This is a genomic window from Leptospiraceae bacterium (genome assembly GCA_025059995.1).
Lineage (GTDB): Bacteria > Spirochaetota > Leptospiria > Leptospirales > Leptonemataceae > SKYB61.
Window position 1 is genome coordinate 49,247 of the sequence record JANXCF010000004.1, and the last position, 13,360, is coordinate 62,606.

The 13,360-nt window shown below is 32.9% G+C and carries 12 protein-coding genes; 4 read left to right on the plus strand and 8 right to left on the minus strand.

Annotated features, from left to right (window positions below):
• Nucleotides 1–44: 44 nt before the first annotated feature.
• Together NZ853_06805 and ppk1 are read left to right on the plus strand one after the other, a co-directional pair.
• Nucleotides 45–713, plus strand: a complete 669-nt coding sequence (locus tag NZ853_06805; protein ID MCS7205388.1) for a hypothetical protein — start codon at nt 45–47, stop codon at nt 711–713.
• Nucleotides 714–765: 52 nt separating this feature from the next.
• On the plus strand, nt 766–3,024 hold the full coding sequence (gene ppk1, locus NZ853_06810) for a polyphosphate kinase 1 (GenBank protein ID MCS7205389.1): 2,259 nt from the start codon (nt 766–768) through the stop codon (nt 3,022–3,024).
• A 13-nt stretch (nt 3,025–3,037) separates the two neighbouring features.
• On the opposite strand, the gene NZ853_06815 is transcribed toward ppk1, so the two are convergent.
• A complete protein-coding gene (locus NZ853_06815) occupies nt 3,038–3,268 on the minus strand; it encodes a DUF2905 domain-containing protein (GenBank protein MCS7205390.1) in 231 nt (76 codons plus the stop codon).
• A 15-nt stretch (nt 3,269–3,283) separates the two neighbouring features.
• Nucleotides 3,284–4,588, minus strand: coding sequence for an MFS transporter (locus NZ853_06820; GenBank protein ID MCS7205391.1), 1,305 nt, complete (start codon nt 4,586–4,588; stop codon nt 3,284–3,286).
• Nucleotides 4,589–4,666: 78 nt separating this feature from the next.
• Here NZ853_06820 and NZ853_06825 point away from each other — a divergent pair, with 78 nt between their 5' ends.
• On the plus strand, nt 4,667–5,488 hold the full coding sequence (locus NZ853_06825) for a hypothetical protein (GenBank protein MCS7205392.1): 822 nt from the start codon (nt 4,667–4,669) through the stop codon (nt 5,486–5,488).
• Here the strand turns inward: NZ853_06825 and NZ853_06830 are convergent.
• Genes NZ853_06830 through NZ853_06840 form a run of 3 tightly spaced genes read right to left on the minus strand, consistent with a single transcriptional unit; the run spans nt 5,483 to nt 8,839 of the window.
• Nucleotides 5,483–7,072 carry a 2-isopropylmalate synthase gene (locus tag NZ853_06830; protein ID MCS7205393.1) on the minus strand — a complete coding sequence of 530 codons (1,590 nt, stop codon included), beginning with the start codon at nt 7,070–7,072 and terminating at the stop codon, nt 5,483–5,485. The genes NZ853_06825 and NZ853_06830 overlap by 6 nt on opposite strands.
• Before the next feature lie 40 nt (nt 7,073–7,112).
• The gene (locus tag NZ853_06835; protein ID MCS7205394.1) at nt 7,113–8,369 is read right to left on the minus strand and encodes a DUF1015 family protein; all 1,257 of its coding nucleotides are present in this window, start codon (nt 8,367–8,369) and stop codon (nt 7,113–7,115) included.
• A 2-nt stretch (nt 8,370–8,371) separates the two neighbouring features.
• The gene (locus tag NZ853_06840; protein MCS7205395.1) at nt 8,372–8,839 is read right to left on the minus strand and encodes a VOC family protein; all 468 of its coding nucleotides are present in this window, start codon (nt 8,837–8,839) and stop codon (nt 8,372–8,374) included.
• Nucleotides 8,840–8,920: 81 nt separating this feature from the next.
• Between NZ853_06840 and speE the strand changes: the two genes are divergently transcribed.
• Complete coding sequence (gene speE / locus NZ853_06845) at nt 8,921–9,787, plus strand: polyamine aminopropyltransferase (GenBank protein MCS7205396.1); 867 nt, start codon at nt 8,921–8,923, stop codon at nt 9,785–9,787.
• On the opposite strand, the gene NZ853_06850 is transcribed toward speE, so the two are convergent.
• The 3 genes from NZ853_06850 to guaA are packed head-to-tail and all read right to left on the minus strand — an operon-like array spanning nt 9,771 to nt 13,360.
• Complete coding sequence (locus tag NZ853_06850; GenBank protein MCS7205397.1) at nt 9,771–10,634, minus strand: peptide chain release factor N(5)-glutamine methyltransferase; 864 nt, start codon at nt 10,632–10,634, stop codon at nt 9,771–9,773. The genes speE and NZ853_06850 overlap by 17 nt on opposite strands.
• A gap of 3 nt (nt 10,635–10,637) precedes the next feature.
• A complete protein-coding gene (locus tag NZ853_06855; protein ID MCS7205398.1) occupies nt 10,638–11,501 on the minus strand; it encodes an SAM-dependent chlorinase/fluorinase in 864 nt (287 codons plus the stop codon).
• Nucleotides 11,492–13,360, minus strand: a complete 1,869-nt coding sequence (gene guaA, locus NZ853_06860; GenBank protein MCS7205399.1) for a glutamine-hydrolyzing GMP synthase — start codon at nt 13,358–13,360, stop codon at nt 11,492–11,494. Before guaA ends, NZ853_06855 begins: the two co-directional genes overlap by 10 nt.

The window sequence follows — 13,360 nt, forward strand, 5'->3', positions numbered from 1 at the left end:
AAAAAAAAACTTGCATTCAGAATATACACTTCATTCTTTTTCATGTGAATTACAATTCTGAAGAATATAGAAAGGTAAGAGAGATAGTTGTAAATCTCATCATCAAAAAGTTAGAGGAGACTTACCAAGATTATATTCAAAACCAAGAAGGCTTCAAGGAAATACCCTCTTTTTTTAAAAACTATTTATATTCTCCTGCGAATAAAGAAGAAAGAGATAGAGTTTTAGTGGAACTTTACCACAAACTAAAGACCATTGTTGGTCAGGATTTAGTCGAAAATATTCAGAAATTGATTGAATTGGTAAAATTATCAGATGAATTAGATTTCGAGATAACAGAAGAAATATTAAAAGACCAAGCACATACTAAGAAACGATTGAATCACACTACATATAATATAAACCTACAAGCAATAGAAAAAATCATTCATAAAAGAGATCAGTATGAAAAAAGAAAAAGACAAATCCTTCTTGTCTGTGAAACACTAAACTTTTTTTTTAATTTATCCAAACTCCCATTAGTAAAACTAGTGATGGCACCAATCAAAGTTGCTGCTAGTTTAGTAGGAGCTGAGATTCTCATTGAAACTATGGAAGAAGGTTATAGAATTTCTAAGAATATCAAAGATATGAAACCATTCATAAACGATTTTTATAAACGAGAAATGGAATATCTTGAGTCTATAAAACTTAAGTACACGAAATCGAATTGACATTATTTTTTGACTATATTTAATTTTTTTAAATATGTTAGAACAAAAAAATTTGAACAGTGAGATAAAAGTAAAAAAACTCAAATTAAACGAAGACAAAAACAATGCAAATATTGCTAATAAACATAGAGTACTAAATCAATTCAAAAACCAAAATATTTTGAGTATTAACAATTATGATTTATTTTTCAATCGTGAGCTATCATGGATTGAGTTCAATTACAGGGTTTTAGAGGAGGCAATGAGAAAAGATAATCCGCTACTAGAAAGATTGAAGTTCATTGCTATTTATGAATCCAATATGAATGAATTTTTTATGGTTCGAGTGGCTGGTTTGAAACAAATCGTGGCTTCTTCTATCAACGAGATCCAATTGGATGGGAAAACTGCTGATGAAACATTGATTGAGATTCACAACAAAGTTCATAAACTCATGAACTTGAAGTATAAAGTATTGAATGCAATTTTAAGTCAGTTAAAAAATCATGGAATAGAAATATATCAAGAGGTTAAAACATTGGAAAAATCCTTAGATGATAAAGATAAAAAATTTTTGAAGGACTTTTTTAAAAAAGAGTTATTCAAAATACTAACTCCATTAGCCATTGACCCTTCCCATCCATTTCCTAAAATCCTAAATGGAAAATTGAATTTAGCAATAAAGCTAAGATTAGTAAAAAACCCAAATAAGATTTCTTATGCAATCATAGAAGTTCCTTCTGATGTCCTACCTCGTTTTATTGAACTTCCAAGAAAGAAGAAAAATAACATATTTCTCTATCGTTTTGTCCCCTTAGAAGAAATCATAAAACTCCACATCAATGAACTCTTTGGAAATAATGAAATCATAAGCATACATGGTTTTACTATATTTAGAAATTCAGAACTATCAATAGAAGAAGTTAGTTCAGAAAATTTACTGTCTACCATCGAAGAGGAATTAAAAAACCGAAAATGGGGGGAAGCAGTAAGACTCAATTATCAAAAAGGAATGCCAAAGGATTTAGTTGAGTTTTTGATGAAGCAACTTGATTTAAAACCATTCGAAACTTATGAACGTCCTGGCATGCTGAATCTTAACAATTTGTGGGAAATTTATGAAAAAATCCAAGATCGAAATGAACTAAAAGATCAACCTTTCATTCCTAGAAATGCCGTATCACTACAGGAACCAAAAGAAATTTTTGATATCATAAAACAAAAAGATATTCTCCTTCATCATCCTTATGACTCTTTTCAAACCGTCATAGATTTTTTGACTGCAGCTGTGGAAGATGAAAATGTCTTAGCCATAAAATTAACATTATATAGAACAAGTGGTGATAGTCCTATTGTCAAATTACTTATCCAAGCCGCAGAAAAAGGGAAACAAGTAACTGCATTAGTAGAATTAAAGGCTCGTTTTGATGAAGAACGAAATATCAATTGGGCAAGAGAAATGGAAAAGCATGGTGTTCATGTGGTTTATGGGTTAGTGGGATTAAAAATTCATGCAAAGGCATTACAAGTAATCAGAAGAGAGAAAGATGGTGTCAAATCGTATGTACATCTTTCAACTGGTAATTATAATCCCATCACTGCTAAAATCTACACTGACTTAGGACTAATAACAGCTGATCCTGAGATTAATGATGATGTGTCAAATTTATTTCATGCCTTAACTGGTTATGCTGAGGTTCCAAAATTTAATAAAATCGCTTTAGCACCAATTAACCTAAGGCAGACTTTATATAAGCTAATTGAGAATGAAATTGATATTGCTAAGGCAGGAAGAAAGGCAGAAATCAAAATCAAAATCAATTCTTTGTCTGATCCTGAAGTAATTTTAATGTTATATAAAGCTTCTATGGCAGGGGTCAAAATTGATCTTAATGTTCGAGGTATTTGTTGTTTGAAACCAGGATTAAAAGGTATTAGTGAAAATATTCGAGTGATTTCAATAGTGGGTAGGTTTTTAGAACATAGTAGAATCTATTACTTCCATAATGATGGTAATCCAAAGATTTATTTATCCTCAGCAGATTTAATGACAAGAAATCTGAATCGTAGAGTAGAAACGTTTTTTCCCATCGATAACGTTGAATTGAAGAAGAAAATCATAAGCTTTTTAGATGCCATCTTTAGAGATAATCACAATGCAAGAATCTTACAACCTGATGGAAGTTATATAAGATTGAGACCCCAAAAAGGAGAAACAAGATTTTCTTCGCAGAGATACTTTCGAGAAGAAGTAATCAAAGAATTTGAAAAAAAAGAAAAAACAAAAGAGGAAAAAATAAAGACCATCTTTCAACCACTTACAAATGTATAGTCTGAAATAAAAATCAACGGAATTTTTGTATTAGATAAAAAATTAGCGTTAAGAGTAGACTAATGAAAATCGACGTTGTAAGGGGAAAGTAAAATTTAAAGTTTTCTTTTTCGATACGAATATCCCCTGGTAGATTTCCCAAAAATCTGAAAGGAAAACTCTCATTGTTTAACAAGCTAAATAGTAAGCCTAAAACTATGAAAATTATGCCTATTGTAAAAAAAAGTTTTCCTAAGTCCATCATTTCTATAATATAATGTCAATTTATTTTGAAAACTTTTTTTGTCCAAAGCAAAATCAATAATAAAAAGACCATTAGTAATGAGAAAATTATGTAAATTTTTGAACCGAAAATCCAAAATAGAAAACCACCAATTAGTGGACCAAAAACCCTTGATAATGAATTTGTGGAACGCAAAATTCCTATAGTTAATCCTTTCTTTTCCATTTGAGCGAGTTGACTAACATAGCTCGCTATTGAGGGTTGAAAAAAGGCATTCCCAATAGCCAAAGGAATAAGTGCTATTAAAGAAAAATAGACATTGGAAACACTAAAAAACAAGAACAGAAATGAAACCGACAACATAAAAATACCTAATACTAATAATTCTTTTTCTGAGAATTTACCTGAGATCTTTTTTGTAATCCAACCTTGACTGAAAGCTAAAAGAAATCCCAAGTAAAAAAATATTAGCCCGATTGTTTCAGGTGAAAAGTGAAAGTAAAACTTGTAAAAAAAAGTGAAGGTGAATTCAAATGAAGTAAAAATTAGCATGTAAATGAAGTTCAAAAAGATTAGATAGCGAATTAATTTATTTTTCATTTTTTGTTGAGTAAGGAAAATTTGACTTTCCTGAGTTATTTTTAATGAACTTTTAGTTTCTTCAAAAAAAAAGATATTCAAAATGACACTTAACATTGATAACAAAAAAGCACCAAGAGCGCAAACCGCAAAGGGATGAGCTCCTTCCAATTGAAAGATGTGTTTCCCTAAGTAATACAGGGCACCGCCTAAAAGAGGACCTAAGATGAAGCCAATCCCCATTGCCATCCCCAAAAGTCCCATATAGAAGGTTTTATTTTGATGATTGGCCAAATCGGAAATCGCAACTGTAGCAACACTCAAATTTCCAGCCATGACTCCGGCTAAAATCCTTGATACCAAAAAGAATGATATACTATTCGAAAAAAACCAAATCAAATACGAAATTGCCATACCCAAACTTGATAAAGTTAACACTAACTTTCTACCCTTCAGGTCTGAAAATTTGCCCCATAAGGGAGAAAAAAGAAATTGCAGAAAAGAAAATAGTGAACTAAAAAACCCACCCATCAAAACAACTACGTAATTTTCGTTTTGAATGAAATGATGAACATTAGTGGGAATAAAACCACTCAAAAATATGAAAAAGTTGATGATTTTAATGTCTGAGTCATAAACAAAAGTATTCGAGTAAAAGATCAATAAATCAGGCATCAAAGGGAATATCAATGTAAAACTGATAAAATCTAAAGCTACAATTAAAAGAAGAATGAGTAAGTTTTTTTTTGTATTTTTCACCATTAAAACTACTTTTTTTCTTTTGTTATCATGTCAAAAAAGAACTTGCAACTTTAGTTCATTAATATTATAATCATCAAAATGACTCAAAACATAAAATTAGAAGATATCTATAAAAAAGATACAGTAATTCTTGTTGGGAAGGATTATATACCTGATGGTGAACTCCATTTAAGAAATTTGATTTTTCAAATTTTCCAAAATCCTACTGACCACTTAGATGTTGACTACTATATGCTTGCAGAAGCAGTTTTTTGGTCTATTGGTGAGTTGATAAATAATGCCAACAAAGCCAATAATCGATGGGCAATTTTAGAGAATATGTTATTTCAAAGAATCACAAAAGAAAATCCCGACAAAGATCAAGAAAAAATCAAAGAAGATATACAAGAAGCAATCGAGTTTAGTCAAAGCGATATTTTGAAAAAGTATGGTTTAGATAATATCGATTTGACGAACACAATTCTAAATTTGATTGAAAAATATAAAACAAATTCTTTTGCTTTGTCAGAAAAATTCAATAAAAAGATCGTAGTTACACTGAAGATACAGAAGAAAAATGAAGTGGAATATTTCATTGTAAATGTTCTGAATAATTGTCCTATTACAGTCATCGATAAAGAAAGGGTTGAATATAATTTAAACAAAATCAAAGAAGATCTCATCAATGCCAACAAAAATCCTTTTGAAGCTACACTGCACTTGTATCAAAAGGAAGCGGATACATTGGGTGGTGGCTTCGGTGCGGGTTTACGAAGTATCATTCTTTTTTTAAGGTCTGGTTTTGAACCATTCGATGTAGACATCATTTACACAAAATTACTTCAATATCGTTCAGCTTCAAAAAACACGATTTTTAGCTTAGAAATTCCTATACCTAGATTCAAGAAAAAATCATTATGACAATTTTATCTCTTCACTGATTGGACTCATTGATTTTTGGTTTTGCGAAATCAAATACAGGCGGTTTAGCATTTTTTCTGTCGCTTTCACAGCCGCAAGAAGCTGGTCGGAGTCGACGCCTACTGTCCGAAAGATCGTTCCATCAAAAGGACTCCTCCATGTGATCACGGTTTCAACTAGAGCATCAGTTCTTCCACCCGGGGGAATACGAACTTCATAATCTGTGAGTTCTGCAATCGACATTTGATTCATTTCGGAGATTTTTCTTATGGCATTCATGAAAGCATCATAACCACCATCACCGCTGGCTTCGGCATAGTAATCATTTTCTAAGTAATTCAAAAGGACCTTTGCAATAGGGTTATCATGAAGTTTTGTGACTATTTCTAATTCTTTCACTTTAATATAAATAACTTGAATTCCACCAAATAAATCTTCAATAAGAAATGGTAAATCATCTATTGTGACAGTCGCCTTTTTCTCTCCAAGTTCTTTGATTCTCTCGAGTAAAATCAATTCTTTCTCTGGTGAAAGTTCAATCCCTAACATTTTTAGATTATTTGAAATCGAAGCTCTACCTGACAGTTTTCCTAAAGAATAATACCTTTGTCGTCCAAATCTCTCGGGTAAAATCGGATTGGCATATAAGTTATATTTTTTATCCCCATCAGCATGTATACCTGCTGTTTGAGTGTAAACATCCTGTCCCACAATAGGATGATTAGGAGCGATTCTTTTACGACTGAAGGTCTCCACTAAGCGTGAGGCATCAGTGATGGCTTTTTCATTAATGCGAGTTCTTTTTTTTAGCTTATCATGGATGGCAGTGACAACAGCTTCTAAGGGAGTATTACCTGCTCTTTCACCCATGCCATTGACAGCTACATGGATTCCCTTGGCACCAGCTTTGATGGCGGCTAAGGAATTGGCAGTGGCTAGATCGTAATCATTATGACCATGAAAATCAATTTCTAACTTTGGGAACAACTGAAGTGCCCAATCAATCCCTTCTCGAACTTCATCAGGCTCCATAATACCCAAAGTATCCGGGAACATAAATCGACTGATGGGCATTTGAATTAACGCCCTTAACATTTCTTCCACATAGTCTCGTGAATATAAATATCCACCACTCCAATCTTCTAAATAAACATGGATAATAAAATTTCTATCATAAGCATATTGAATTGTTTTTTCGATGTCCTTTAAATGTTCTTGAAGGGTTTTTCCTAATTGGTATTCGCAGTGTTTTTTTGAACCTTTTGTAAGTAAATTAATGACTCTTCCACCAGCTTCTTCAATCCAATCAACACTGGATTTATAGTCAACAAAACCCAAAATTTCAATGCGATCCTGTAGATTTTTGGTTTTTGCCCAATCAAAGATTTCTTTAACAGTTTCAAACTCTCCTTTGGAGACACGAGCACTTGCAATTTCTATACGATCAACTTGGAGTTTTTCTAATAAGAATTTTGCTATTTGGAGCTTCTCAAAAGTTGAATAAGAAACCCCATCCATTTGTTCTCCATCACGTAAAGTCGTATCCATGATTTCCACGTAATCATAGTTTCTATTCACATTCATAAGACATTTCCATAATAGTGAATTTTATTGAAATTTCCAACTATTTTTTTAAATCTTCGTCAATATCGTAAAGAAAAAAGCCTGATTTTAGTTTGGGTTCAAACCATGTAGATTTCGGGGGCATGATTTCCTCATTGTCAGCAATTTTAAATAAAGATGAAATTGGGGTTGGATAAAGTGAAAAAGCCACCTTTCCTTTTTTTGTTTGAACCCATTTTTCTAATTCATCTTCTCCTTTGATACCCCCAATGAAATGAATTCGTTTTGAGGTTCGTGGATCATCAATCCCCAAAAGTGGCTTTAATACATAATCTTGTAGATAACTAACATCCAATCTATCTATTTCTTTTTCTCGATAAAACTCGGGTTTTAGTTTCAAATGATACCATTGATCTTCAAGAAACATATTGAAGCTATGCAAAGAAAGTTGTTGTTTCTTTTCGAAAACATGAAACTTTTCTTTTAGTTTTTCCAAAAAAACATTTTCACTCAAACCATTCAAATCCGTAACAACTCGATTATAAGGTAGTATTTTTAATTGATGAGACGGAAAAGTTACACTTAAAAAATAATTATAAGACTTCTCAGGATGATAGTTGGGATCGTTTTGTTTTCTTTTCAACCCCACATTGACGGTCGATGCTGTTCTATGGTGTCCATCGGCTATGTAGATACATGAGAGTTCTCGAAACGCATCTCGAATTAATTGTTGATCTTCTCTTTTATTTACGATATAAACTCTGTGCCTTATTCCCTGATCATCAATTACGTCGTAGAGTAAATTTTGATCTTTTTGGGTGTGATTTCCGAGAAATTCAGTGAGTTTTTGGGACTCTTCGGATTTAAAGGCAAAAAAAACAGGTTCGCAATTGAATCCTAAAATATCAATGTGATCAAAGCGATCTTTTTCTTTATCTGGGCGAGTTAGTTCATGCTTTTTTATTTTGTTATTCATATAGTCGTCAATATGAGTAAGTCCCACAATGCCAGATTGATCCACATCCTGCCATTGCAAACGATAAATAAAAAAAGTTTCTTCTTGAATTTGGAAAAAAACGTTTTGGTTTATAAATTCTTCTAAGTTTTTTTTTGCTTGATGATAAACTTCTACATCATATGGATCAATCTTTTCGAAATCCACCTCTGAACGAGTGATCCTCAAGAAAGAGTATTTTCCCTTTCGGTTGATGATCTCTTTAATTTCGTCTATCTCTACTACATCATAGGGAGGTGAAACTATAGACTCAACCAAATCTGGGTTGGGTAGGTAAGCTCGAAAAGGCTTGATTTTTACCATATTCACTCACGATAGGCTTTTATGACTTCCTCAGGAGCTTGTACTAATTCAATCAAAACTCCCTCTCCTGAATAGGGAAATTCTTCATTGGCTTTGGGATGGATGAATGCCACTTTATGACCACTTGCTCCTACTCGGATACCTCCTGGTGCGAAACGAACCCCTTTTTTTGTTAACCAATCAACAGCTTTTTCAATATCATCAACCCATAATCCAATGTGATTTAAAGGTGGGATGTGGACCTTCGGGGATTTTTCCGGATCGATTGGCTCCATGATGTCGATTTCCACAGAGAAAGGTCCTTTTCCGATCCGAAGTATGTCCTCATCGACATTTTCCTTTTCACTGCGAAATGTTCCAACTTTCTCCAGTCCCATAATATCTACCCAGAATTCCTTGAGTTTTTCTTTGCTTGTTCCACCAATTGCTATTTGCTGAATCCCTAAAACTTTAAAAGGGCGATCTTCCATAACATCAAAGTTTTTATCTTTACCTCTATTGTCTTTACATTTTTCTGTTCAGAAATCTACTTTTCGAGGTTGAGGTTGGTTATGTCAGAATGGTTTGTGGAAAAATTAAACATGGCACAACATATAAAAACACAAGTTTCCATCACAAGAAAACTTCATGAAGAACAAAGTCCATTTCAACAAATAGCTGTCTATGAAACCACAGGCTTTGGAAGAATGCTCACACTTGATGACGTAATTATGTGCACCGAAAAAGATGAATTTGGCTATCACGAAATGATTGCCCATGTTCCCATGTTTGCTCATAAGGAACCTAGAAACGTGCTAGTGATTGGTGGTGGTGATGGTGGTACTGTAAGAGAAATCGTAAAACACAAAGTCTTAGAAAAAGTGACCATGTGTGAAATTGATCAAAAAGTTGTAGAAGTTTCAAAAAAATACCTTCCTACTATGTCTCATCAACTAGAACATCCCAAAGTCAAATTAGTCTTTGAAGATGGTTTTGAATGGGTAAAAAAACACAAAAACGAATACAATGTCATTATCGTTGACTCAAGTGATCCTGTTGGACCAGCAGAAGTTTTGTTCAAAGAAGAGTTCATTCGCCTTTGTTTTGAAGCTCTAAAAGAAGATGGGATTTTGATCAACCAAGCAGAACATATGTTAATGTTCACAGACATCATCTTGCAACTACTCAGTTTTGGAAGAAAATATTTCCCTATTGCCTATTATTACAACACCTTAGTTCCCACATATCCTGGTGGTTTCATCGGTTTTACTTTTTTCTCAAAGAAATATACTCCCTTTGAAAATTTAGAACAACGCTGGAGAGAGGAAAATATAGAATCATGGAATCTGCAATACTACACCCCAGAAATCCACAAAGGAAGCTTCATACTACCAAAGCATGTTCAAGAAACCCTCAAAACTCCTAAAATTTCTTTATGAACAAAAAACGTTCTTGTTGTTGGTAGTCTTTTTTTATTTCCCATTCAACTTGAGGGAACGCACGCAAGATTTCTATTTGAATAGAAATCAAAGAAGGAGAAGTTTCTAAGAAGACTTTTCCTTTTTCTTTTAAAAGCAAAAGGGAATTCTTGAAAAAAATCTGATAAAACCAAATAGGATTTTCCACAAAAAGAGCTACTTCGGGTTCGTAAAAAGTTTCTTTATTCATGTATTCTACTTCTTCTTTCAAGACATATGGAGGATTAGATAAGATATAATCAAAAGAAAACTTTGAAAGTTTTTGATGTTCCGTCAAAAAATCCATTCGCATGAGCTTGAGGCGTTTTTTTTCTTTATTTGTTAATAGAGCTTCTTTGTTTTTCTTAGCAACTTTTAATGCTGATTTTGAAATATCAATCCCTATGAAACAAACTTGTTCGTTTGTGTGTTTGATGGCGCTGATGGCGATACAACCTGAGCCAGTTCCTATATCCAAACAAAGGATTTTTTCTTTTGATTGTTTAACTTCGTTTAAAAAAAATTCTACAAGTAATTCGGTTTCAGGACGAGGGATCAAAACCTGCTCATCCACATAAAACTCCAAGGAAAAAAATTCTTTTTTCCGAAAAAGATAGGCAAAGGGATAATTTCTCTTTCGTAATTCTACTTTGTGGTAAAATTCTTTTAAACTCTGTAAACTGACATCAATTGTAGTTGGTAAGAGAAAATCCCTCTCATCCAAAGAGAAAAAATTTTTTATTAAGTAATACGATTCTCTTTTAGGATCATCTAATTGCGATAACTTTTTTGTTGTCTCCTGCCATAACGTATTCAAAGAGATTTTCATTCATTATAAAACACGTAATTCTAAATCAAAGTTTTTGATTTGATCCCAATTCCCCCACTTTGAAAAAGCCGAATTTTGATTCATCGCTACCTCCAAAAATCCAAAAGAACCAACATAAAACAAAAAAGAATCTTTTTCTTTCTCTCCATAAGTGGAAAATAAATTTTCTAAATGCATGATTTCTTTTTTTTGTTCGAAAATCTTTAATTGGATTTGATTTTGAGTTTTTTTGTTAATAATTTTGAAATTCGTAAATAAATTTCCAAAATGATCATAATAAACGAACTTTCCTTTGTAGTTTCCTTTTTGGGAAAGATCGATCTTGATGGGATGAATGATATCTTTGAGGGTATATATGCTTTCACAACTCTTTGTGAATTTTTTTCTTAGTTTTACATCGTACGATAAAAATCCAACTGCAGGAGCAAAAAGGTCCCTTCCATGAAAGGTTGTGCTTAATTCGTATTGAAGTTGGATCTTCTTTTTTTGTAAAAAATTTTTATAAAGTTTTTCTAATTTTTTTGGTTCAATTTCAAAAACTTCTGATTTTTCTTTGTTTTCTTCGTAAATCAGAGTGATTAATCCATTGTCTGGTAAAACAAAATATCGTTTTTGTATTCTTACAATGATGGGTTTTCTTTCAGTTCCAACACCTGGATCTACAACAGCGCAAACAAATGAGGGAGACTCCAAACTCACGTAGGAAAGATACAAAAACCAGCTTGCAAAAGAAACATCATACTGCCTTAACGAATGACTCAAATCCACAAGAAGTGCTTTGGGGTTAACTACACCCACACGACTTTTCAATATCCCTACGTATGGATCCTGAATGCCATAATCAGTCATTAAGTAAATTATTCCCATTCGATTGTTCCTGGAGGTTTTGAAGTGAGATCATAAAACACATGAGAAACTAATTTCGTTTTGTAGATTCTTTCTGAAAGCTCCAAAAAAATATCAGGCTTCATTTCATAAACAGAAGCCGTCATGGCATCCAAAGAAACAACAGGGCGCAAAACAACGGATTCTTTTTTTTCTTGATTCTCAATGGGAATCAAAACCACCGGGAATTGCCATATCTCAAATAAAAGATTTCTCTTTTGAACAAAATCATTTACGAGTTCATCCAATTCTCTTAGCAAGTCTATTCTATCTTTTGTAAGGAATTTCTTTTTTGCTAAAATGAAGTCGTAAGTATGCTTATTATCAAAATCGGGAATATAAAGCAACAATCGATTACAACGTCCTTCGGTGTTAATAATATTAGTAGTAAGATCCAAAAGAATCTGCCAACGAAAATTTTTTCGAAAGAAATCTTCATCATGAATCCACAGAAAAGCCGGTTGACGATAACTTCTTTGATCTCCTTGAACACCAACACTTTTTATGGGTAAAAGAAAAACTTCTGCTTTTAATTCATTGAGCTGAATTTGTATTGAATTATCTAATTCTTTTGTGATGTTTTCAATTTGTCCATGATAAGTATCATTACAAAGACATCGGACAGCTAATCCTGGACCCGGAAAAGGTTGTTTGAAAACCAACTCTTTTGGTAGATTCAACATTAAACCTATCTCCCGAACTTCATCTTTGTAGAGTTCTTTTAGTGGCTCAATGACTTTGTTTTGTTTTATCAATTCTTGGATGATGGGGACACGATTATGATGGGTTTTGATTTTATGGCTATGTTTTGTCATACCTGATTCTATTGTATCAGGATAAATGGTTCCTTGCCCAAGAAGCCAAGGTTCGTTTTCTATGTTTAGTTTTTGAAGGATTTGATTTTGAATTTCAATGAATAAATCCCCAATGATTTTTCGTTTTATTTCCGGATCCACAACTTCTTTGAGTCTTTCTAAAAAAAGAGCTTCATAGTTTTCGATTTTAATTTCGATTCCCAAGGTCTTTAGGTTTTGAAGAACCTTTTTGGTCTCATTTTTGCGAAGAAAGCCTGTATCGATCATGACTCCGTGAATTTTGTGCTTATCAAGAATTTTGTATAAAATACTAAAGGCAACAGTAGAATCCACCCCACCTGAGACAAAGAAAAAAACGTTTTTATCATTGATAAATTCTTTTAAATATTCTATGAGATGTTCTAAATACAACTTCAAATCCCATGTGCCCTCTAGCCCACAGATTTGAATGAAGTTTTTTAAGATTTGTTTTCCTTCGATGGTGTGGCTGACTTCAGGATGGAATTGAACGCCAAATCGATTTCGAACCAAATCCTCAACAACGGCAAATCTACAATTTGTCGTAGAAGCAGTTAAATGAAAACCCTCAGGGATTTTTATCACCTCATCGCTATGGCTCATCCAAACCAACGAATTTTCAGAAACATTTTTTAAGATTTTGGTTTCTTTTGATACTTGTTTAAGTTCTGCTTTACCATATTCTTTGTATTGAGCTCTTTGAACTTCTCCCCCCAAGTTGTGCATCATGTATTGATGACCATAGCAAATTCCAAGAATGGGAATATTGAGTTCAAAAATCTTGTTATCAATCTTAGGAGAATGATCATCATAAACAGATTCTGGTCCTCCTGAAAGAATGATTCCTTTGTGAACATCGGGTCTGAAGTATTCAAAAAAATTTTCTGGAAGGAAAATTTCACTATAAGCACCTAAACGTCGAATCTTTGAGGCGATCAAATGGGCGTATTGCCCACCGAAATCAATCACAGCAATGGAACCTTGAGTTTGATATTTTTGCGATGACAT

What these genes read in the sequence shown, in the direction of transcription:
- speE (MCS7205396.1), top strand. Translation starts at nt 8,921, where the DNA reads ATGTCAGAATGGTTTGTGGAAAAATTAAACATGGCACAACATATAAAA.
- NZ853_06835 (MCS7205394.1), bottom strand. Translation starts at nt 8,369, where the DNA reads ATGGTAAAAATCAAGCCTTTTCGAGCTTACCTACCCAACCCAGATTTG.
- NZ853_06820 (MCS7205391.1), bottom strand. Translation starts at nt 4,588, where the DNA reads ATGGTGAAAAATACAAAAAAAAACTTACTCATTCTTCTTTTAATTGTA.
- guaA (MCS7205399.1), bottom strand. Translation starts at nt 13,360, where the DNA reads ATGTCATCGCAAAAATATCAAACTCAAGGTTCCATTGCTGTGATTGAT.
- NZ853_06850 (MCS7205397.1), bottom strand. Translation starts at nt 10,634, where the DNA reads ATGAAAATCTCTTTGAATACGTTATGGCAGGAGACAACAAAAAAGTTA.
- NZ853_06840 (MCS7205395.1), bottom strand. Translation starts at nt 8,839, where the DNA reads ATGGAAGATCGCCCTTTTAAAGTTTTAGGGATTCAGCAAATAGCAATT.
- NZ853_06830 (MCS7205393.1), bottom strand. Translation starts at nt 7,072, where the DNA reads ATGAATGTGAATAGAAACTATGATTACGTGGAAATCATGGATACGACT.
- NZ853_06825 (MCS7205392.1), top strand. Translation starts at nt 4,667, where the DNA reads ATGACTCAAAACATAAAATTAGAAGATATCTATAAAAAAGATACAGTA.
- NZ853_06855 (MCS7205398.1), bottom strand. Translation starts at nt 11,501, where the DNA reads ATGGGAATAATTTACTTAATGACTGATTATGGCATTCAGGATCCATAC.
- NZ853_06815 (MCS7205390.1), bottom strand. Translation starts at nt 3,268, where the DNA reads ATGATGGACTTAGGAAAACTTTTTTTTACAATAGGCATAATTTTCATA.